The organism is Methanocalculus sp. MC3 (assembly GCF_054767395.1).
The window spans coordinates 211,949-231,683 of record NZ_BAABMP010000001.1 but is presented as its reverse complement, the minus strand read 5'-3'; the positions used below and the strand labels follow the sequence as shown (position 1 = coordinate 231,683).

The following is a 19,735-nucleotide window of genomic DNA, read 5'->3' as shown; positions in this document are numbered from 1 at the left end:
CTCTGAGATTATTGATATGGAATACGCCATCTCAGGAGGAATAAAGGAGAGGATGAATTGCGCTGAAGAGTTATTGATCAGCTGACTCTGTCGTCTTGAAGATCCGGCTCAGAGAACTGATCGTGCTTTCTCATGTATGCTCGGATCGACTCTGATTCAAGCATCCCCTGATCGAGAAGCGTAATGATCTGGTTGATCTCTTTGACCTGCTCAAGTATCTGGCCTGCATGAGGACCTGGCTCCAGATCAACAAGCCCGGTTATCACGGCAAGCGGATTTCTGATCTGATCGTTTAGGATCGATAACCGATACATATTCTCCTCGATCTGATAGAAAGCCTCTTTTCGCAGCACTTCCGCAACTTTCCGCTCGGTGATATCCGTCAGGACAAGAAGTGTGGAGGGATAATCATTATACTGGATCGATGCCCCCTGCACAAGCACCGTTAATACCATGCCACTCTTATTTCTGATCCTGATCTCATAGGGAGGAGGATTCCCCCCCTCACTCCGTTCAACAACCTTTTGATGCACCAGAGTATGGCATTCTTCGGTGATGAATGAATAGATATGGGTGCCGATCACCTCATCCACAGTATATCCAAGGGCAGCAGCAGTGGAGGGGTTAATGTACTGTATCCGGCCATATGGATCATAGAGGATCACATAATCAGGAAGGTGCTCAATCAGTGTCCTGTTGAAGAGTTCACTCTCCTGCAACGCCTTTTCTGCCTCTTTCTGTTCGGTAATATCCCGGCCAACCGACTGGTACTCAATGATCGTACCGGCACAATCAAAGATTGCCCGGTCACTCCACCGCTGCCAGCAGATCGAGCCATCAGGCAGGATGATCCGCTGGGTGCTCATGATCGTAGGATTCTCCGGCGTGAGAGAAGCAAAAGCCTGATCCACCTTCTCCCTATCATCAGGATGTATCTTCGGTTTGAATCGTGTACCAAGGATCTGATCACGAACAAGACCGAAGTACCGGCAATATGCCTCATTCACAAAGACGGTTGTGCCATCCGGGAGGAACCTACAGATGAACTCGGTCTGATCCTCAATGACATTCCGGTACCGATCTTCGCTCTCGCGGAGTTGTTCTTCGGTTCTCTCCCTGAACCAGGAGAGCACCGTAATGACTCCCGCAACAAGCGAGAAGAAAACAACCCTGACTATTGCCTCCTGGAGAAGTGTATGAGCGAGGGTAAATGAAGCAAACATCGCAAGGTAGGAGAAGGCGAGAATGATGGAGAAGAGCAGACCACGCCAGCCATAGTAGATGCAGGCGATGATAATCGGAATATAATAAAGATTCTGGATGATGATGAAAAAACCCGATGAAAAGGAGAGGTAGCTTACGAGTATGCAGAAGACTGTGCTCACCAGAAGGGATGGGATTACCCATCCGGGAGTATCAGTCACTCCAAAACCCCATTTTCAACGTGATCCGGTGAGGAGGCGGTCTCCGTAACCGGGTATCCCCGGAAAGAAGAATGTATACCAGAGCCATCAGATCAGAAAGCCCGACACCTATGAGGGAGTCCCGGTCAGCTATCACATAATCATCGCGTGTCAATTCGCTATCAACCCTGTTTCATCAGAAATTCATGTGCTTCAAGCGCCGCTTTTGCACCTTCTCCTGCTGCAATAATAATCTGTTTCCCTCGAATCGAGGTGACATCACCGGCAGCATAGACTCCCTCAACACTGGTATGGCAGTCCTGATCGACGATGATCTCACCCAGCTCATTCATCTGAAGGAATCCATTCAGGAACCCGGTATTTGGGATAAGCCCGATCTCAATGAATATCCCCTCAACCATGATACGCTCCTCATCATTTGTCGATCTGTTCCTGATAGTAATTGAACGGACAAACTTATCTCCGCCGATCCGGGCAACCTCAAAACCGGTATGGATTGTCAGGTTCGAAAGATTAGCCAGCTGGCTCTCGAAGACCGCATCAGCTTTGATGCTGCTCCGGACGATCAGATGAACCTCAGTTGCGATCTTTCCCATCTCAAGAGCAGTCTGCACCGCCGAATTTCCACCACCAACGATAGCTACCGCCTTATCCCGGTAGAGAGGGGCATCACAGGTGGAACAGATAGAAAGCCCCTTCCCCAGATACGTGCTCTCCCCCTCGACACCGAGCATCCGTGAGTGTTTTCCGGAGGCGATCACGATAGTTTTCGCAGTATAGGCAATCCCCGATTCGGTAGAGAGGGAAAAGATCCCATCGTCCTGCTTATGGAGGGTTGAGACACGATCCAGTTCCAGATTGACACTCTGGGATCTGACCTGCTCCTCGAACTTCGCCATCAGATCGGTGCCGGTGATCATCAGGTACCCCATGTAGTTCTCAATAGCCCAGCTCTCATTCGACTGCCCCCCGATATTCTCAGAGATGACGAGGGTCTTCATCATCTTCCTTGCCGCATAGACGGCAGCCGTCAGCCCGGCGGGCCCGGCACCAATGATGATCAGGTCATAGAGACCGCCACCTTCTTCTGCCCCGAAGATCTCATTGAAAGCAGCAGTATCAAAGCCGATGATCACCTCGCCATCAATGACTGTGACCGGCACCCCCCGCTGGCCGGAGACCCGGATCATCTCTTTTGCCGCTTCAATATTCTCCGGGTTCCCGACATCAATGGCGGTATAAAGAATACCCTTCTTACCCAGGTACGCCTTTACCATCGCACAGTATGGACACCGTTCCGTTGAATAAACGATGATCTCGCTCATGGTTTGTGGATAGACGCGGATACCAGTTATTCTTTGCTATGTATCAGCATCCATGCCGGGGGCAGGCACCCCTCCAAGCTCCTGGACGGCAATCTGGTATCCGCCGATCAAGAGAGAGAGGAGGAGCGGGCCGATGATGAATCCCACAAGCCCCATCGTCGCCATACCGCCGAAGAACCCGATAAAGATGACAACCGGATGGATCTCAATCCGTTTGCCCATCATGACAGGCCTGAGATAGATATCAGTGAACACGCCAAGGAGGGGATATCCGATGAAGATGATCAGAAGCAACGCCTTGAAATCCCGGATTGAGAGGGCATAGAGAGCAAGGAAGAGAAGGATGATAGAAGGTCCAAGGAAGGGAATCAGTGCAAAGAGAGCACAGAGAACCGAATAGAAGAGGATATTGTCGAATCCGAGAATCCAGAAGAACGGAATTGCCAGGAAGAATGTCAGGATGGCAATTGAGAAATGCACGATATAAATCGAGTAGAGTGTATCATAGACGCGTTTCCAGATCACCAGGACATTTTTCCGGGAATTTTCGGGGATCATCTTCTGAAAATCGGATTTTAAGCCAGGTCCTGAATAGATGAAGAGGGAGAGTGCGAGGACGAAGAGGAGGAGCTGGATTGCGAGTGTCGGAATAAGGGAGAGATAGACGAAGAGAGCATCTTTAACCGAGAGGAGGACGTTATCGATCATTTCGTCAATACTAAAAACTGAGAACTGGATCGGGAGATCCGGGATTGCTTCAGGCCGAAGACTTCCAAGGACGCTTGAGATGAGAGAGATCAGGTAATCCATATTCTGGTACAACACATTGAAGGTGATGACAATGGCAAGAAAGCCGACCGTGACGACCATAAATGTCAGGAAGAAGGCTGAAAGGGCAGGGCTGATCCGTTTTGAGAGCAATTCCTGGAATGGAATGAGCACAACAGCAACAGAAAGGGCAAGGACAACCACCTGCAACAGCGGAAAAAACGCAAGGAAAGTGATCAGAGCTATCAGTGCAATAATACCAAGTGAGACACGATCAGCCGACTTCCAGTTCAAGCTCATATCACAAGACATTCGAGGAGAAGATATTTGAAGCTTTGCTGAAAAGAGGAGGGAGTTTTATTCTACAATCTGGAAACTGCCTGCGGGAACCCCACAGATCGGGCATTTTTCCGGAGGAGTGGTGATGAAGACATTGCCGCATACAGGGCAGATCTTCACTTCATCTGCCTTGAGATCAGAACCGCCTGTTACTGCCGCAAGTGCCTCTTTGTACAGGCCGGCATGGACCTCTTCTGCCTTCATCGCATGGGTGAAGGTGATCTCGGCGTCCTTCCTCCCCTCAGCCTGTGCCCGCTCGACAAACTCAGGGTACATCGTTGTAAATTCATGGGTTTCACCCTCAATGCCTCCCTTCAGGTTGTCAGCGGTCGAGTGGATCAGACCTGCGATCCTGAGGAGCCGGCGTGCATGGATCTCCTCTGCCTTCGATGCAGCACGGAAGAGCTTTGCCACATTTGAAAACCCGTCTTCCTGGGCTTTTTCTGCAAAAATTGCGTACTTCCGGTTCGCCTGTGACTCGCCGGCGAATGCTTCCATAATATCCTGTTCGGTTGCCATACCAGTTCAATGGCAGTTCAACAGGAAAAATGTTTTGGCTCAACCGAACGACATCCTTAACCACAACCACCCATAAACCAGAATACCATGAAAGTGCAGCCGGAGGCACGCCTGATCCGTGAGATACCTGAGATAGATCGGCCACGTGAGCGGATCCGTACGCGTGGGGCGCCCACCCTCTCAAATGGCGATCTGATTGCTGCGATCATCGGACGGGGAATCGCGGGGCGTGATGTCACCACCCTCTCTGATGAGATCAGCACGTGCCTCGATAGAAAAGGCATGGCCGTAACCTGTGAAGATCTCATCGCAATTCCAGGGGTAGGCGAAGCAAAAGCATGCCAGATACTGGCTGCATTTGAGCTGGCACGTCGGATGCAGGAGAGAACATACCGCCCGAAGATCACCTCCCCCGAAGACGCACTCCCCTATGCCGAGGATATCAGGTTGGAACGGCAGGAGCATGTCATCTGCATCACCCTGAACGGGGCGCACGAATTGATCAAAAGACGGACAATAACAAAAGGGATCTTAAACCAGAGCCAGATCCATCCCCGTGAGATCTTTGCAGATGCGATAACGGATCGAGCCGCATCCATCATCATCATGCATAACCATCCCTCAGGGAATGTTACACCCAGTTCTGATGATATTGCCGTGACTAAAAAGCTTGCAGAAGCAGGCGAGGTTCTCGGGATCAGGCTGATCGATCATATCATCGTTGCCGAGAACGGCTTCTGCTCACTCCATGGAGAAGGATATTTCTAATTGCGGGCTTATTCTGATTTTGCTCTGCGGACAACTTCGCCGAGTGCATACCCTTTTGCATATGCCTCTTTTAAAAGCTCCGGCCGCGTGTTGAGATCCTTTATCGTATCCATATCATCCCGAAGCAGGCTGTCCCACAGTGGACAATCGATGATCTCACCGAATGCATGTATCGTCTGGAGAAGTCCTGAGAAGAGATTTTTAATATTCATCCCGGCAATCGAGAGGAGGAGCATCTTCCGCACCTTCCGCTCACCAGGTGTGATCAGCGGTTCCTTCCGCTCATATTTTGCCATATAAAAGACCTGGAACCGGTCAATAAACGACTTCAGGGCTCCAGGCACACCCATCGTCATGACAGGAGTTGCAACGATCAGTCCGTCTGCATCCCTGATCAGATCATAGTACTTCTGCATCTCATCCTTAATCGCACACCGGGGTTCTGCCTTGCAGACAAAGATCTCCATGCAGGGCTTGATCGAAAGGCCGGGCACCCAGACAAGCTCGACCGTGCATCCGGCCTCCTCTGCTCCACGGATCGCTTCCCTGAGAAGGATGGCGGTATTCCCATCTCTTCTGGGGCTTCCAAGCAGTGCCACAAGATTGCATTCCATATGAAGGATTCTCGCAATCAGAACAGATAAAAGTGTTCTTCAAAACCACAGAAAAGTGAAAAATAGTCACGACATCAACAGGCAGGAAGCCCACGGTTTTAGTCGTGGGAGGAATGCCGCCATAGATATATCTATATAATTAGATGAAATAGTTCTCTTTAATGCTTCTGACAATGAAGATGAAACTCCATCCAACGGAAGATCAACACCAGAAACTTCTCAGTACGATGGAGCGATTCAATGAAGCATGTACTTTCGTTTCGGAATTTGCATGGAGAAACAAGGTTTTCGATAAGGTTACAATCCAAAAAAACCTCTACTATGACATTCGTAATCGGTTCGCATTATCGGCTCAGATGGTTATCCGAGTAATTGGAAAAGTATCTGAAAGTTATCTTGCGGATCGATCCTGCTATCATGAGTTTAAACCTCATGGTGCAATCATCTACGATCAGCGTATCCTGACGATAAAAACCCTCGACATGTGTTCAATCCTGACACTTGAAGGAAGAGAGAGGATATCGATGTCATATGGCAGATATCAACCTCTTGACCTGAAACGAGTCAGAGGTCAGGCTGATCTTGTCCTTATCAAAAACCATTTTTACCTTCTTATCGTTTTTGATATACCCGAAGAACCTCAGATTGAACCTGAAGAGATCCTCGGAGTTGATCTCGGTATAGTCAATATCGCAACCACATCAACAGGTGAAATCTTCTCCGGCGAGACATGTACAGAATCCAGAAAGAAATACACCCGTATCAAAGGGATTCTCCAATCTGTTGGTACATGGAATGCAAAGAAACATTTGAAGAAACTCAGTAAGAAAGAACGCCGATTCAAGAATGATACAAACCATTGTATCAGCAAACAGATTGTTACCGAGGCTAAAGACACCCAATCAGGTATCGCGTTAGAAGATCTAACCGGAATCAGAGATCGGGTTCCCGGTTTCAAAGCATTAAAAGGAGCAATTGGTAAATGGGCGTTCTATGAAATTGCGAATTATATTCGGTATAAAGCACATTTGGCAGGTATCCCGGTATATCTGGTAGATCCGAAATACACCTCTCAACAGTGTTCTGCATGTGGACATATCAATCGGGAAAACCGAAAAACCCAATCAGAATTTTGTTGCCTACAATGTGGATATACCGATAATGCGGATATCAATGCCGCAAAAAACATCGCATCAAGGGCTGATGTCAACCAGCCCATCGCACTCCGTCCTGAACCGAAGCGGTCAGGAAGATGGAAGGGCAAGCCCACGACTTTAGTCGTTAGTGATTGACAATAGTTATATAGCCCAAACACCTATTCAGGTTTTGGTGAAACACCAATGTCAAATCCAGAAGAACGTTGTGAAATTGTAAAGGCAGGAACAAAAGCAAACCCCGGCAAGTACGTATGCATTGACTGCGGTGCCGAGATGACCCTGACTCATGCCGAGGAGGATCTCAGGAAATGCCCGACCTGCGAATGTGCAGAGTACCAGTGCTTCCCGATGACCCACATCAGGCCTGATATCAAGACTGCTGAAGATGTGAACAACCCTCCAAAACGTGGTGGATCAAAGATCTGAGTGCTGCATACCTAAATGCAGCCGGAACCGCGGTTTTGGATAGAAGAATGAGGTGATGAACAATGGTAAATGTATCCAGTGAAGGGCAGATCTTCACCTGTGAGATCTGCGGAAATGTCGTCGAGGTCAAAGAGGCCGGCGGTGGCGAGCTGATCTGCTGCGGCCAGCCAATGGAACTTGAGGAGTGATCTCGTATGAGCAAAAAGAAAGATGACCTCAAGTCACTCGAAGAGAAGATCGGGAAGGTACCGGTCTTCTTCCGTGGGCTGATGGAGAAGGAGCCCGAGATGTTTGAGATGGTCATGAAGTTCGACCAGCATATCTGGGCAGACGGTGCTCTTGACAAAAAGACGAAGAAAGTACTGGCCATCGCCATTGCAGCAGCCCTCAGGGACGAGCATGCAGTACGGGCCCAGCTTGCCGGTGCAAAACAGCTTGGCGTAACCAAAGAGCAGATTGAAGAGGGTCTCAGGGTCACGTTCATGCTCTCCGGGATGCCCGCATATGTCTATGGCAAGAGTGCCATGGAAGAGATAATGAAGGAGTGATTCTGATGTGTGACGATATGGATATGTACTGCGACTGTGGACCACGCATGCCGACGATCGGCCAGGAGGCCCCGGACTTTGAGGCGATAACAACCCATGGTCCGATGAAGCTCTCCGACTTCAAAGACAAGAAATGGGTCGTCCTCTTCTCGCACCCCGCAGACTTCACCCCGGTCTGCACGACAGAATTTATCGCACTTTCCGAGGCAAATCCAGAATTTGAGGCATTAAATGCACAGCTTGTCGGCCTCTCCATCGACAGCATCCACTCCCATCTCGCATGGGTCCGGAATGTAAAAGAGAAGATGGGAGTGAAAATTCCATTCCCGATCATTGCAGATCTTGACATGAATGTAGCATCACTCTTTGGCATGGTTCATCCGGGCCAGAGTACCACCGCTGCTGTCCGTGCAGTCTTCTACATCGATCCCCAGATGATCATCCGGGGCATACTCTACTACCCACTCTCAAACGGGCGCTATATCCCTGAACTGGTTCGTCTCTTAAAGGCATTCCAGACAAGCGATACCCACGGGGTTGCGACACCCGCGAACTGGCAGCCGGGCGACAAAGTTGTTGTTCCTGCGCCAAAGACCGTGGAACAGGCAGAAATCCGTGACAAAGAAGGGTACGAATGCAAGGACTGGTACCTCTGTTTCAAACAGATCTAACTCCTTTTTTTCAAAAGACCCTTCCTTAAAATCCCTGATTATGGATCTCTCCGTTGAAAAGAGATGAAGAGAGGAGAGCAGAGATGTGTTCACGCTATACTATCATCGGAACCCGAATACTCAGGGAGCGGTTTGGTGGAACAACAATTCCTCCACGATACAATGCAGCACCCGGCCAGCGCCTTCCGATCATAACGTTGGATGAGCACCTGACAGAGGCGGTCTTTGGGATCGTAAGATGGGGCGGAGGGCGCCGGATTAATGCCCGGATCGAAGGTCTGGAAGAAAAATCCGGGGGAAGAGAAGATCGCTGCACCATCCCGGCAAGCGGCTTTTTTGAGTGGAAGACTGAAGGAGCCCGGAGGCAGCCCTATTACATCTCATTCCCGGAGAGAGAGCTGCTTGCATTTGCAGGAATCTATGACAGGGAAAGAGATGCGTTCTGTATCGTGACAAAAGCAGCTGTCGAACCGGTGAGCAGCATTCATCCGAGGATGCCCTATGTTCTGACAGAGGTCGGGGAGAGGGAATGGCTTACGGGGAGGACACCTCCCCCCTCAGATGAAAGAATTGAGATATATCCGGTATCAAGAGAGATCAACAATCCCGCTGCCCCGGATGAACCCTCCCTGATCCGGCGTCCTGAGCAGCATGACTGGTGGTGAGCAATAAAATTGGAGAGAAAAAGAGCGACTGGCACTCTCACATAATATGAATAAATTCCTCGACGATTGCCCTTATCTCCTTCTCTTTCGCATAGATCCGCTCACTCAGCCCTTTATCCTGGAAGTTTTTGAGCTTATTGATCGTCGAATCGATGAGAGCGGGAGGGAATATGCCATCTGCCTCGAATATAGCCCTTTTTGCTTCAAGGATATCCGCTGATTCGACACAGGATGCGGGAAGCTGTTTCAGTGACTTCAGTTTCTCTGCATTCTTTGGATCGAAGATATTGCCATCAACATAGAGATCACGTGCCCTCTCAAGAGCATCAGGCATCCGGATACCATAAAGCGATGCCACAACAAGCCCTGCTGCAATATTATAGACATCGGCCGAACCATCAGGCGTCCTGAGTTCAATCGTCTGTTTCCCCATCCTTTTTATCTCAGCAGGTGGAGCGTCGGGATTTGCATCACGGATCATATTACCGTCACCAATCCAGCCAAGCGGGACACGGACAACAACGGATCGGTTCCGATCTCCCCAGCAGACATTGGTTGGCGCCTCCTGGTGTGGCACAAGGCGCAGGTATGATGTCGGGATGGTATTGCCAAATGCGGTCAGGGCATCCGAACATTCAAGCAGGCCTGAAATCATCTTCTTTGCAAAGTCCGAAAGCCCGTTCTCTCCGACCATCAGGTTCACACCATCCCTGACCGCCATCATATGGAAGTGGAGGCCTGAACCGGCTTTGCCGACGGTGATCTTTGGCGCATAGCTCACCTGCACGCCATATGCTTCTCCAAGCATCCTGACGATCCATTTTGCGATCACCAGCTGATCGACTGCATCCTCTATCGGGGTGGGAAGGAACTCGATCTCGTGCTGTTCATAGAGTCTTCCATCCTGCGTGAAACATCCGACTTCTGCATGCCCATATTTCACTTTTCCGCCAGCCTGTGCCACCAGCCGGAGTGCTTCGATACGAAACTCCTCAAACTGGGTGAAGGGACGGGACTCGTGGTATCCCCGCTGATCACAGACAGGGTACAGCGGATCCGGCTCTGCGATCACATAGTATTCCAGTTCAGCAAGAGCGAAGAATTCTGCACCAGTCTCTTTCCTGAATAATTCATGAGCCTTTCTCAGGACATATGAGGGGTCATTTGGGAGCGGCTTTCCCTCATTTGTATAGAATGAACAGAGGATCTCAAGTGTCGGCACCTCAGAGAAGGGATTCATAAATGCAGTTCTGTACCGGGGAACCACATACAGATCGCTTGAACCAGCTTCAATACATGAGAAAAGCTGCGATCCGTCGATCCGCTCTCCATCACTTAATATCGTATCCAGATGCTCCTTCCCCGTTATTACAAAATTGAGTGTCTTCAGCTTTCCGTCTTCTCCAACATAACGGAAGTTGATCATCTCGATGCCATTCTGGACAACAAACCGGATTATATCTTCTTTACTGAACAATACAGAAGGTTTCCCAAGAAAACGTTCAAGTTCATTGGGGTTCTGGGGGGAATCGTCTATCTCCATGTACAGGTACGGTGTGATAAGTTTCATTAAAATGGTTCTTCAGGCAAAGGGAGCTTTATTTTTGCACCCCCATATGGAAGACAACTTCCTTCCGACTCTTACGCCGACCGGCAAGGGTTATTACCTCGAAGAACAACCCTCATCTGATGCTCGAACAGTATAAAGGATGTCTTCTTGGTGCCGCACTTGGAGATGCGCTCGGCATGCCGAATGAAACCGCACCTCCCCGTCTCCATGCACCACTCAGAATGTTTCGGAAAGCCTACAAGGGTCACCCAAATGATAGACTGGCACCCGGTCAGTTTACCGACGACTCCCAGATGATGATGATTGTCGGGAGGCTCATTGCCGATCGTGAATATTCTGAAGATGCATATGCTGCTGCTCTGAAGGACACCTATAATGCCGGTCAGCTCAGGTTCCCTGATAGTGCTGTCCATGCCGCCTGCGAACGCTTAAAGAAGAGTTCATGGAAAGAAGCGGCGGTTAATTCCAGTACTGCCGGATGCATTCCACTTGCAGTCCCTTTTGCACTCGCTTTTACCGATCTCATCGAGTGCTCGGAACGGCTCGTCGTCTCATGCAGTGTTACCCATACCCACCCGGGAGCTCTGGCTGGTGCAGTGACAGTTGCCACACTCATCAGGACAACCCTTGCAGGGGATCGCGATCCGCTTGCCAGGGCAGCAGCAGCAGCGCTCCGGGAGGATGAGCTCCTCGGCGTCAGGGTGAGGGAGGCAATCCGGCTCGCTGATGAGAGCGGGATTTCCATCCAGGGGGCGGTTGAGAGGATTGGAAGTGACAGCTCGGTATATCAGACCGTACCTCTCGCCTTCTTCCTGTCACGGCGTATTGAGGATCCGGATGAGCTGCTTGAGATCGCATCACAAGCCGGAGGAAATACGGATACAATAGCATTCATCTGCGGAGCATATATCGGCGCAAAATTAGGCAAAGGCGGTCTGCCACAAGATCTCCTCGAACAACTGGAATCGCGCGATGCGATCGAACAACTCGGAATCGACCTCCTCAGGCGGACAGGACACCCGATTCCCGGTGGGGCAGAGTAGCCATCAGCCCAACAGGGTAAAACCCTTTATCCAAGCTCTGCAAGATAGCATGTATGGATATTGCGATCATCGGAGCATCCGGTTATGCGGGTGGAGACCTGATGCGGCTCCTTACCCTCCATCCCGATACCGAACTCACCTGTGCCACGTCCCGAAAACTTGAAGGGACACCGATCAGCCGGGATCAACCCCATCTGAAGGGTTTTGTTGATCTCACCTATACAAACCCTGATGTAGATGATGTCGATGCCGATGTTGTCTTTCTGGCTGTTCCCCATACTGTAGCAATGCAGTATGCAGGCTCACTCCATTCACGCGGGATAAAAACAATTGATCTCTCAGCAGACTATCGGCTTCCGCAATCAATCTATGAAGATGTCTACGGCGTTTCCCATACTGCATACTTTGAAGCGCCATATGGCATCCCGGAACTCCACCGTGACGAGGTACGCGGAGCAACGTTCGTCGCAAATCCCGGCTGTTTCCCAACCGGAGCAACACTGGCAGCAGCCCCGGTTGCAGATCTGGCGAGGACGATCATCTTTGATTCAAAGACCGGCGTATCAGGAGCTGGAGACACCGTCTCCGAGATGACCCATTACCCCAATGTTGCAGATAATATCAATCCATACAAATGGACACAACATCGCCATCTCTCTGAGATGCAGCTTGAGATCTCCCGCCTCGGATCTCAGGCCAGCGTCCACTTCACCCCGCACCTTGTTCCGGTGACCCGGGGCATCCTGACAACCGCCCACATCATCACCGAGCGCCCTGTCACTACCGACGAGGTCAGGCGGCGGTTTGAACACATGTACCGGAATGAGCCCTTCATCCGGCTCCAGGCACCAAAACTCGGGTTTGTGCGGGGAACAAACTTCTGTGATATCGCCTTTGAGGTTGAAGAGGGGGGCAGGCGGATCGTCGCCATATCAGCAATCGATAACCTGATGAAAGGAGCAGCCGGGCAGGCAGTCCAGAACATGAATATTATCTGCGGGCTTGAAGAGACAACAGGACTCCTCTTCCCATCAGCCACACCATGAGGTATTTTCAATGAATGTAGAAGCAGTTATGACGAAAAACCCGGTGACGATCCAGGCAGAGGATACGATCCGCGAAGCATCGCGAATAATCCGTGAGAAGAAGATCGGCGGACTCCCGGTGATGGATAAAGAGAACTTAATCGGGATGATCACCGAATCCGATATCCTTGCACTCCTCTCGGTGAAAGGGCCAAGCGAAGACCTCTGGCTCCCATCCCCTCTTGAAGTGATAGAGATCCCGATCCGCGAGTTCTTCAACTGGGAAAAGACCAAGGAAGCTCTTTCGGATATTGGATCACGCCCGGTCAGATCCGTGATGAGCTACCCGATCATCACCATCGAAGCCAAAGATACAATTGAGGAGGCGGCACGGCTGATGCTCCGTGAAGGTATTGCCCGCTTACCTGTCCTCAGGGATGGAGTACTTGCCGGGATCGTCACCCGTGCGGATATCATCGAGGGGATTGGAAAGAAGAAGGAGGATGAGGCGGAGTGAAGAGTATTTGTGGCGTCGCCGGTGTAACTGCCGCCGGTATAAAAGAGGGGAAATACGGGCTTGCGCTCATAAAGGCATCGGGAAATTCTGCCGCAGTCTTTACCCAGAATAAGGCACGGGCACCCGTCATAGACCTGATGGCAGAGCGGATGAGGAAGAACAGCCTCGAAGGAATCATCGCAAATTCCGGGTGTGCAAATGCCTATACCGGCAGGCGGGGCATGGAGGATGGAATCAGGATGGCCGAGATCGGCGGAGAGGCACTTGGGATTGATCCGATGCGTGTCGGGGTGGCAAGCACCGGTGTCATCGGGAGGTACCTGAACCTCGATCTTATTGAAAAGCAGGCGGGATCTCTTACACTCTCATCCTCTGAAGAGGCTGAGGTACAGGCAGCCAGGGCGATCATGACGACCGATCTTGTGGAGAAACATGCTCTTGTTCAGGGCAATGGATTTTCTGTCGGCGGGATCGCGAAAGGAAGCGGCATGATCGCCCCGAATATGGCGACGATGCTCGGGTTCATCTATACGGATGCGGAAGTATCACAGAACGATCTCAATGCAATCCTCAAAAGGGCCGTATCACGAAGTTTCAACCGGATCGTCGTTGATGGCGATGTCTCGACAAATGACTGCGTCTTCCTGACAGCGACAGGTGAGGCAGGAAAAGTTCCCATTAATGAGGTTGAAGAGAGCCTGACTGCCGCATGTATTCAGCTTGCACAGGCAATTGCACGGGACGGTGAAGGTGCGACGAAATTGATCGAAGTGATCGTCTCCGGAGCACGAACCGAAGAAGATGCAGGCAAGATTGCAAAAACCGTCGTGACAAGCCCGCTCGTCAAGACCGCAGTCTATGGCCAGGATCCAAACTGGGGCCGGGTTGTCGCTGCAGCCGGATATGCAGGAGTGGATTTTGAGATCCCGGATCTTTCCCTCTGGATTGGAACAGGTGAAGGGAAGACCCCGCTTGTCAGGAAAGGAGAGATCACTGCCGATCTTGAAGCAGCAAAGGCAGCGATGAAGGGTGATACGGTCGTCTTTTCGATTGATCTCGATTCCGGGGAAGGCGAGGCAACCGCATGGGGTTGTGATTTAACCGAGAAGTACGTAGAGATTAATGGGAAGTATACGACATGAAACGCGAAGACGTCCTGATGGAGGCACTCCCCTATATCAGGCAGTTCCATGGAAAGACGATCGTGATCAAGCTCGGCGGCCATGCGATGGTCGATCCGGCGATCATGAACACCGTCATCGAGGATGCCGTCCTCCTCCACTACATCGGGATGCGGGTAGTGCTCGTGCATGGCGGAGGACCGGAGATCACCGAGAAGATGAAGGCGATGGGCAAAGAGCCGAAGTTTGTTGCCGGGCTCCGGGTTACTGATCAGGACACCCTTGAGATCGCGATGATGGTGCTTGCCGGAAAGATCAGCAACACCATCGTCTCGTTGATAGCACAGAACGGCGCCCGTGGTGTCGGGATATCCGGAAACGACGGGAACCTTGTCATCGCACGGAAGATGGATGCCCAGAAAGTGATGATCGAGGATCGCGAGGAAGAGGTGGATCTCGGGTTTGTCGGTGAGATCCAGCGGGTAAATCCCGGTCTCCTCAGGACTCTGCTTGATTCGGGCTATATCCCGGTCATCTCACCGCTTGCAATCGATGAGGCGGGAAATAACCTCAATATCAATGCAGACACGATGGCAGGCGAGCTTGCCGTGGCACTTGATGCAGGCAAGCTTGTATCGCTCACCGATGTTGATGGCGTGATGGATCTGTCACGCACGAAGATCTACCACCGGCTCACCCTGGCCGAAGTGGAGTCAATGATCGCAGACGGTACCATCCAGGGAGGCATGATCCCAAAACTCGGCGCATGCATCTATGCATCCAGAAATGGAGTCGAGCGCTGCCATATCATCAACGGCAATGCCCCGCATAACCTCATCCTCGAACTCTTCACCGATCTTGGTGTTGGAACAATGATCCGGGGATAGATCCCTTTTTATTCTGAACAATCCATCATTCTTTTGCTATGGTTGCCACCTGGGAGCTGATCTTCACTGTTGTTCCGGGAGTAATCCTCTTCCTCTTTGGCATTGAGAACTTCAGCAAGGAGATCCTGGCTGTTGCACGGGGGCGGTTTGCCACCATCCTTGGAGATCTGACAACCAATCGCTACAAAGGCCTCCTGCTTGGTGCAGGGATCACCGCACTGGTACAGTCAAGTGCAGCGACGACGGTGATCGCCATCAACCTGGTTAATGCCGGGACAATCTCGTTTGTCCAGAGCCTTGGTATCATCATCGGCTCAAATATCGGAACCACCATCACCTCCCAGCTTGTTGCGTTTAAACTCACCTCATTTGGCCCGGCCTTCATCATTGCCGGGTTTCTGATCGGGCTTATCGGCGGGAGATACAGGTTCCTTGGAAAACCGCTCTTCTACTTCGGTCTCGTCTTCTTCGGGCTGACACTCGTCAATGAAGGGATCGATCCCTACAAAAACGATCCACTGGTCCTTGAACTCCTCGGCGGCATTGCTTTTCTCCCCCTTGCCATCTTTGTCGGATTCCTGGTGACAACCGCATTCCAGTCAAGCTCTGTCACAACCGGTCTCGTCGTCATCCTCGCCCAGCAGGGCATGATCACGATGCCCGAGGCGATCCCCTTCCTCCTCGGCGCAAATATCGGATCCACGACAACGGCACTCTTTGCATCACGCGGTCTCGACCTCTATGCACGCAGGGCGGCGGCTGCCCATACCATCTTTAATATCGGGGGTGTGCTTCTGATTCTTCCATTTTTGGGGCCATTTGTTGATTTGATCGCCTTGATCGGGGGAACAGAGGCGCAACAGGTGGCAAATGCCCATCTTGTCTTCAATGTCGTCGCCTCCGGGATCTTTATTGTTGCACTGCACCCATTTGCCCGTCTCGTCATCCGTGCTGTTCCCGGCGAAGAGGAAGAGATTCTCTTCCGAACCGTTGCACTTCGAAATGATATGCCGGAGTCGCCCGGTGAAGTGCTGCCCCTCATTGAAAAGGAGGTTCAATACCTCTATGAGATTACGCATCGGGCATTTGATGCTGCAATCTCTGTATTTGATGCAGCAAAACCACCCCGTGTATACCAGAAGGCAGGGAAACTGGAACTTGTCAATGACTATATCGATGAGGAGATTGAGAAAGCTGTATTCGTCCTCTCAAGGCAGGCACTGCCCGAGACTGAGGGAAAGAAGACAGTGCTCCTTGTCAGGATCTCAAATGAGCTTGAACGGCTCGGTGATCTCGCTCGTGATCTGGCAAAAGTCGGCCGCAATGCCCACAGAAAAGGAACTCCGTTTCCAAAAGGACAGGTTGAAGCGATGCGTGGGATTTACCGTATATTTGATGGCAATATCCAGGAGCTCGCAAAAAACTTCCCCCATTCAAATAAGGAAACAATCAATTCTCTCCGTGCACGGGACATCGAACTCCAGCGTGCATTAAACCTTGAATACTCACTCTACCTGAAGCGTATTGCACAGCTGAATGAGAGCGGTGATTCCCGGTACCTCGAGGTCCTTTCCATCCTTGAAGCAGCCAACGGGAAGATCAGGGATATCAGGAAGCTGACTGAGGAGTACTCTCAGCTCTGGGAAGAGATACCTCAGCCAGAATAACGAGGCGTGTTGGCAACTGATGGGAGAATCAGATCCCCTTTAGCGAGCATGAGAGGCGGAGGGAACTGTGCACCATATTCTCAAGATCCTCCTGTGTGTAGGGGTTTCCCTCAATCTTCTCCCAGTCGCGGGTAGTATCCTCGTCATTCTCCCCCACCCACGAGGTGATCGCAACATCAGGGATGGAGAAGCCGAGCCACGAGAAGAAGTTCATAAGATTGCCTGCCACATGCTGGACACCGTCCACATGGCCGATGATAATCAGTCCTGCAACTTTGTTATGAATCATCCTGTTTCCAAACCAGGAGTACTGGTTCTCGATGCAGTTCATCCGCTCGACGAATTTCTGAACAAGGGCAGAGTGGTTATTCCACCGGATAGGGGATGCAAGGATGAGAATATCGCAGGCGAGCACCGCGTCATAGACCCTCTGCATCTGGTCATCTGTGTATTTCAGCGTCGACATACAAGGGTAGATACAGTGGGATGGATCTTCTGAGTAATTGCCCTCACAATGATAGATCAACAGATCCTTCAGCCTTATGAACTCGGTTGTCGAGCCGAAGCTTTCGTATTTCACAAGGGCCCTCTTCAGGAGCCGCTCGGATTTACTCAGATCCCCATCCTGCCGGCTGGATCCGGATATTCCAAGCACCCTGATACCCCGGCACCGTTCCGGATCAGGTGGTTCGATGATATTCACGCCAAATTTTCGTCCGACAAGGGGGGATGGCATAGCAGAAACTACTCGCTTGTCCTATTTCTACCTGACGCTCATGATCGAATCAGATCAATTCGTAAACAAAATGCGAGGTTTTTTATTTTGAAAAGTCCGAACAAATACTATGAAGGAACGCTGTGTCAATAACCTTGGCGGCAAAGTTCTGATGATGGATGCAAAGCCTGACGAAGTGAATGAATACGTCAGGAAGAACACTGCGGAACAGTATGAGATGTATCCGGATTTTGAGTTCCGCGGACTGCACATGCTTCTTGCAAAGCCTATGCTTGTAGGGCTGAAGATCAAAAAGAAGAAGATCATCATGCCATTTACAAAACTCTGCCCAAAATACGGAACCGTACTCTATGAGATCGATGCAGAGGACGGAGATTTTGAGACGATACGAACCGGGCTTCAGCGGGTGGAGTAAGAATATCAATCAGCCAGTACCTTCAGCCCAAAGAGCTGTCTGATCAAGGAGATGGGTCACCTGATCATTAATCATGTACCGGACCGATCTCCCCTCTTTTCTCACCGACAACAGGCCTTTCTCTTCGAGCCTCTGCATATGCCATGTTATTGAGGGGCCGCTTTTGCCGATGGTATCTGCGATCTCCTGCCGGGAGATCTCGGGTTGCACCAGGATAATCCTGAGGATCTCAGATGCCGTCTGCGAACGGAGGCAGGAGATGAGATCCAGTTCATCACGTGAATAGGTTCCCCCGTTCCTGAAGAATCTCCTGAACCCTTTCTCTTCAACGACCCGGATCATGTGCGAACGCTCAAGGATCGCACAATGATACCGGATGGTGCTCAGGGTGGACTTCGACTTCCTGGCAAGCTCATGAAGGTGAATGCCCGGCTCTTTGCAGATCCTTCCAAAGACCTCTTTCCTTAGGGAGTTCTCAAGGACATTCGAGCCGGAAACCCGCCGATATCCGGCGAGAGCCCAGAACTTCATGGCAGTCAGTACCTCAAGTGGAAAACAGGAGACCTGGAGAAGGAAGATCCAGAATGGAAGCTCAAGAAGACCAACTGGTGCCGGGGTCACAGGGACTGCTCCTGTCGGCGGATTCTCATACCCTGAGCTGATCGTATAGGAGGGGGCCGCCGAGGCAGACCAGATAAGAGCTGCCAGGCAGATGAGCATAATCAGGAGCTTTGCATGTGGATTCATCAGTACCAGATCGTGAATGTATACCGGCTCTCTTCTTCACCGGGGTTCTCAATTCGGAAGTACCATTCTCCTTGTGGCATAATAGTATCTCCGGCAATCTCAAGATATATCCTGTTATCGGGAACACCGTCATCTGCATCCTCAAACGGACCAAGAACGGCATCGGGTGAATATACCGTCAATATAACCGGCCCCTCTTCAAAGAGAAGATCAACCCAGATCCGGTCTTTTTCTTCCGGAATGGAAAGGGCAGAGTACTCTGTCTGATCACCTTTCACAATTCTCCATTCCACTTCTTCCACCGGATCATGCTGTGTCGGAATGGTGTTGATCTGATAAATGCTCATAGGAGGGTGGAGCGAGGGATTAAGTTGTACCTTTAACCTGAATATCGAAATACTGATCGGAAGAAAAGGATCACGGGGTTGTGCATTGTATATCCGGATAGTTCGCTCAACACTCTCATCGGGTATGGGGGGTCTTGCTGACAGCCGGACAGGCCTCACATTCGTTGAAGGCATCGAACTATGAGGGAATAATGATACCCAGGGATCCCGGAACTTAATGCGAGGGGGAGTCCCGTTTATCCCCATCGAATTTATCACAATAGTCTGCTCCTGTGGCTGGAATTCGCGCTTGAAAACGATCTGCAGCTCTTCTGTCTCATCGTGCCCCGATGCGGATACCGGGGTGGAGATCAGTGTGATCATGATGAATATGGTGAGCCAGACAGAGAGCCGGTTATTCATTCGTCTAATTTCTTTTTTTAAATAGTATAAAGGA

At 50.8% G+C, this 19,735-nt stretch carries 23 protein-coding genes; 14 read left to right on the top strand and 9 right to left on the bottom strand.

The window, feature by feature from the left end; translation table 11 throughout:
* Positions 1-77 precede the first annotated feature (77 nt).
* The 4 genes from ACYUBO_RS01150 to ACYUBO_RS01135 all read right to left on the bottom strand — a co-directional run bounded on the left by ACYUBO_RS01150 (position 78) and on the right by ACYUBO_RS01135 (position 4,375).
* Positions 78-1,424 (bottom strand): PAS domain S-box protein, encoded by a 1,347-nt coding sequence (locus tag ACYUBO_RS01150; protein ID WP_460371728.1) that lies wholly within the window; start codon positions 1,422-1,424, stop codon positions 78-80.
* A gap of 161 nt (positions 1,425-1,585) precedes the next feature.
* On the bottom strand, positions 1,586-2,749 hold the full coding sequence (locus tag ACYUBO_RS01145; RefSeq protein ID WP_300328612.1) for an FAD-dependent oxidoreductase: 1,164 nt from the start codon (positions 2,747-2,749) through the stop codon (positions 1,586-1,588).
* Between the two features lie 36 nt (positions 2,750-2,785).
* Entirely contained in the window at positions 2,786-3,817 is a 1,032-nt protein-coding gene (locus tag ACYUBO_RS01140; RefSeq protein WP_460371726.1) for an AI-2E family transporter, read from the bottom strand.
* A gap of 57 nt (positions 3,818-3,874) precedes the next feature.
* On the bottom strand, positions 3,875-4,375 hold the full coding sequence (locus tag ACYUBO_RS01135; protein WP_460371725.1) for a rubrerythrin family protein: 501 nt from the start codon (positions 4,373-4,375) through the stop codon (positions 3,875-3,877).
* A gap of 87 nt (positions 4,376-4,462) precedes the next feature.
* Here ACYUBO_RS01135 and radC point away from each other — a divergent pair, with 87 nt between their 5' ends.
* Positions 4,463-5,143, top strand: a complete 681-nt coding sequence (radC, locus tag ACYUBO_RS01130; protein ID WP_300332308.1) for a RadC family protein — start codon at positions 4,463-4,465, stop codon at positions 5,141-5,143.
* A gap of 8 nt (positions 5,144-5,151) precedes the next feature.
* Here the strand turns inward: radC and ACYUBO_RS01125 are convergent, their stop codons facing one another.
* On the bottom strand, positions 5,152-5,757 hold the full coding sequence (locus ACYUBO_RS01125; protein WP_460371723.1) for a flavodoxin family protein: 606 nt from the start codon (positions 5,755-5,757) through the stop codon (positions 5,152-5,154).
* 161 nt (positions 5,758-5,918) lie between these two features.
* Here ACYUBO_RS01125 and ACYUBO_RS01120 point away from each other — a divergent pair, with 161 nt between their 5' ends.
* From ACYUBO_RS01120 to ACYUBO_RS01095, 6 genes are all read left to right on the top strand, one after another.
* Positions 5,919-7,049 carry an RNA-guided endonuclease InsQ/TnpB family protein gene (locus ACYUBO_RS01120; protein ID WP_460371722.1) on the top strand — a complete coding sequence of 377 codons (1,131 nt, stop codon included), beginning with the start codon at positions 5,919-5,921 and terminating at the stop codon, positions 7,047-7,049.
* A 48-nt stretch (positions 7,050-7,097) separates the two neighbouring features.
* On the top strand, positions 7,098-7,340 hold the full coding sequence (locus tag ACYUBO_RS01115; RefSeq protein ID WP_300332312.1) for a zinc ribbon-containing protein: 243 nt from the start codon (positions 7,098-7,100) through the stop codon (positions 7,338-7,340).
* Between the two features lie 62 nt (positions 7,341-7,402).
* A complete protein-coding gene (locus tag ACYUBO_RS01110) occupies positions 7,403-7,528 on the top strand; it encodes a desulfoferrodoxin FeS4 iron-binding domain-containing protein (RefSeq protein WP_292737317.1) in 126 nt (41 codons plus the stop codon).
* Positions 7,529-7,534: 6 nt separating this feature from the next.
* A complete protein-coding gene (locus tag ACYUBO_RS01105) occupies positions 7,535-7,888 on the top strand; it encodes a carboxymuconolactone decarboxylase family protein (protein WP_300332315.1) in 354 nt (117 codons plus the stop codon).
* A gap of 5 nt (positions 7,889-7,893) precedes the next feature.
* A complete protein-coding gene (locus ACYUBO_RS01100) occupies positions 7,894-8,559 on the top strand; it encodes a peroxiredoxin (protein ID WP_460371719.1) in 666 nt (221 codons plus the stop codon).
* An 83-nt stretch (positions 8,560-8,642) separates the two neighbouring features.
* Positions 8,643-9,224, top strand: coding sequence for an SOS response-associated peptidase (locus ACYUBO_RS01095; protein ID WP_460371717.1), 582 nt, complete (start codon positions 8,643-8,645; stop codon positions 9,222-9,224).
* Positions 9,225-9,261: 37 nt separating this feature from the next.
* Here the strand turns inward: ACYUBO_RS01095 and ACYUBO_RS01090 are convergent, their stop codons facing one another.
* Positions 9,262-10,767 carry a glutamine synthetase family protein gene (locus tag ACYUBO_RS01090; RefSeq protein ID WP_460371715.1) on the bottom strand — a complete coding sequence of 502 codons (1,506 nt, stop codon included), beginning with the start codon at positions 10,765-10,767 and terminating at the stop codon, positions 9,262-9,264.
* 146 nt (positions 10,768-10,913) lie between these two features.
* Between ACYUBO_RS01090 and ACYUBO_RS01085 the strand changes: the two genes are divergently transcribed.
* From ACYUBO_RS01085 to ACYUBO_RS01060, 6 genes are read left to right on the top strand one after another with little or no spacing between them, the layout of a single operon-like run.
* A complete protein-coding gene (locus tag ACYUBO_RS01085) occupies positions 10,914-11,837 on the top strand; it encodes an ADP-ribosylglycohydrolase family protein (RefSeq protein WP_460371713.1) in 924 nt (307 codons plus the stop codon).
* A gap of 53 nt (positions 11,838-11,890) precedes the next feature.
* A complete protein-coding gene (gene argC / locus ACYUBO_RS01080; RefSeq protein ID WP_460371711.1) occupies positions 11,891-12,883 on the top strand; it encodes an N-acetyl-gamma-glutamyl-phosphate reductase in 993 nt (330 codons plus the stop codon).
* 10 nt (positions 12,884-12,893) lie between these two features.
* Positions 12,894-13,379 carry a CBS domain-containing protein gene (locus ACYUBO_RS01075; RefSeq protein WP_460371709.1) on the top strand — a complete coding sequence of 162 codons (486 nt, stop codon included), beginning with the start codon at positions 12,894-12,896 and terminating at the stop codon, positions 13,377-13,379.
* Positions 13,376-14,521 carry a bifunctional ornithine acetyltransferase/N-acetylglutamate synthase gene (argJ, locus tag ACYUBO_RS01070; protein WP_300331415.1) on the top strand — a complete coding sequence of 382 codons (1,146 nt, stop codon included), beginning with the start codon at positions 13,376-13,378 and terminating at the stop codon, positions 14,519-14,521. The genes ACYUBO_RS01075 and argJ overlap by 4 nt, the downstream gene beginning before the upstream one ends.
* Complete coding sequence (gene argB / locus ACYUBO_RS01065) at positions 14,518-15,387, top strand: acetylglutamate kinase (protein WP_300331412.1); 870 nt, start codon at positions 14,518-14,520, stop codon at positions 15,385-15,387. The genes argJ and argB overlap by 4 nt, the downstream gene beginning before the upstream one ends.
* 38 nt (positions 15,388-15,425) lie before the next feature.
* On the top strand, positions 15,426-17,054 hold the full coding sequence (locus tag ACYUBO_RS01060) for a Na/Pi cotransporter family protein (protein WP_460371706.1): 1,629 nt from the start codon (positions 15,426-15,428) through the stop codon (positions 17,052-17,054).
* A 28-nt stretch (positions 17,055-17,082) separates the two neighbouring features.
* Here the strand turns inward: ACYUBO_RS01060 and ACYUBO_RS01055 are convergent, their stop codons facing one another.
* Positions 17,083-17,790 (bottom strand): flavodoxin family protein, encoded by a 708-nt coding sequence (locus tag ACYUBO_RS01055; RefSeq protein ID WP_460371704.1) that lies wholly within the window; start codon positions 17,788-17,790, stop codon positions 17,083-17,085.
* Between the two features lie 109 nt (positions 17,791-17,899).
* On the opposite strand from ACYUBO_RS01055, the gene ACYUBO_RS01050 reads away from it, so the two are divergent.
* On the top strand, positions 17,900-18,205 hold the full coding sequence (locus ACYUBO_RS01050; RefSeq protein ID WP_460371703.1) for a DUF1894 domain-containing protein: 306 nt from the start codon (positions 17,900-17,902) through the stop codon (positions 18,203-18,205).
* A 9-nt stretch (positions 18,206-18,214) separates the two neighbouring features.
* On the opposite strand, the gene ACYUBO_RS01045 is transcribed toward ACYUBO_RS01050, so the two are convergent.
* Both ACYUBO_RS01045 and ACYUBO_RS01040 read right to left on the bottom strand, forming a co-directional pair.
* Positions 18,215-18,952 (bottom strand): winged helix-turn-helix transcriptional regulator, encoded by a 738-nt coding sequence (locus ACYUBO_RS01045; protein ID WP_460371701.1) that lies wholly within the window; start codon positions 18,950-18,952, stop codon positions 18,215-18,217.
* On the bottom strand, positions 18,952-19,701 hold the full coding sequence (locus ACYUBO_RS01040; protein ID WP_460371700.1) for a hypothetical protein: 750 nt from the start codon (positions 19,699-19,701) through the stop codon (positions 18,952-18,954). Before ACYUBO_RS01040 ends, ACYUBO_RS01045 begins: the two co-directional genes overlap by 1 nt.
* Between the last annotated feature and the right edge of the window lie 34 nt (positions 19,702-19,735).

Bases quoted from the DNA above. Each gene is read 5' to 3' on its own strand.
- ACYUBO_RS01145 (WP_300328612.1), bottom strand. From the start codon at position 2,749: ATGAGCGAGATCATCGTTTATTCAACGGAACGGTGTCCATACTGTGCG.
- ACYUBO_RS01140 (WP_460371726.1), bottom strand. From the start codon at position 3,817: ATGAGCTTGAACTGGAAGTCGGCTGATCGTGTCTCACTTGGTATTATT.
- ACYUBO_RS01135 (WP_460371725.1), bottom strand. From the start codon at position 4,375: ATGGCAACCGAACAGGATATTATGGAAGCATTCGCCGGCGAGTCACAG.
- radC (WP_300332308.1), top strand. From the start codon at position 4,463: ATGAAAGTGCAGCCGGAGGCACGCCTGATCCGTGAGATACCTGAGATA.
- ACYUBO_RS01125 (WP_460371723.1), bottom strand. From the start codon at position 5,757: ATGGAATGCAATCTTGTGGCACTGCTTGGAAGCCCCAGAAGAGATGGG.
- ACYUBO_RS01120 (WP_460371722.1), top strand. From the start codon at position 5,919: ATGCTTCTGACAATGAAGATGAAACTCCATCCAACGGAAGATCAACAC.
- ACYUBO_RS01115 (WP_300332312.1), top strand. From the start codon at position 7,098: ATGTCAAATCCAGAAGAACGTTGTGAAATTGTAAAGGCAGGAACAAAA.
- ACYUBO_RS01110 (WP_292737317.1), top strand. From the start codon at position 7,403: ATGGTAAATGTATCCAGTGAAGGGCAGATCTTCACCTGTGAGATCTGC.
- ACYUBO_RS01105 (WP_300332315.1), top strand. From the start codon at position 7,535: ATGAGCAAAAAGAAAGATGACCTCAAGTCACTCGAAGAGAAGATCGGG.
- ACYUBO_RS01100 (WP_460371719.1), top strand. From the start codon at position 7,894: ATGTGTGACGATATGGATATGTACTGCGACTGTGGACCACGCATGCCG.
- ACYUBO_RS01095 (WP_460371717.1), top strand. From the start codon at position 8,643: ATGTGTTCACGCTATACTATCATCGGAACCCGAATACTCAGGGAGCGG.
- ACYUBO_RS01090 (WP_460371715.1), bottom strand. From the start codon at position 10,767: ATGGAGATAGACGATTCCCCCCAGAACCCCAATGAACTTGAACGTTTT.
- ACYUBO_RS01085 (WP_460371713.1), top strand. From the start codon at position 10,914: ATGCTCGAACAGTATAAAGGATGTCTTCTTGGTGCCGCACTTGGAGAT.
- argC (WP_460371711.1), top strand. From the start codon at position 11,891: ATGGATATTGCGATCATCGGAGCATCCGGTTATGCGGGTGGAGACCTG.
- ACYUBO_RS01075 (WP_460371709.1), top strand. From the start codon at position 12,894: ATGAATGTAGAAGCAGTTATGACGAAAAACCCGGTGACGATCCAGGCA.
- argB (WP_300331412.1), top strand. From the start codon at position 14,518: ATGAAACGCGAAGACGTCCTGATGGAGGCACTCCCCTATATCAGGCAG.
- ACYUBO_RS01060 (WP_460371706.1), top strand. From the start codon at position 15,426: ATGGTTGCCACCTGGGAGCTGATCTTCACTGTTGTTCCGGGAGTAATC.
- ACYUBO_RS01055 (WP_460371704.1), bottom strand. From the start codon at position 17,790: ATGCCATCCCCCCTTGTCGGACGAAAATTTGGCGTGAATATCATCGAA.
- ACYUBO_RS01050 (WP_460371703.1), top strand. From the start codon at position 17,900: ATGAAGGAACGCTGTGTCAATAACCTTGGCGGCAAAGTTCTGATGATG.
- ACYUBO_RS01045 (WP_460371701.1), bottom strand. From the start codon at position 18,952: ATGAATCCACATGCAAAGCTCCTGATTATGCTCATCTGCCTGGCAGCT.
- ACYUBO_RS01040 (WP_460371700.1), bottom strand. From the start codon at position 19,701: ATGAATAACCGGCTCTCTGTCTGGCTCACCATATTCATCATGATCACA.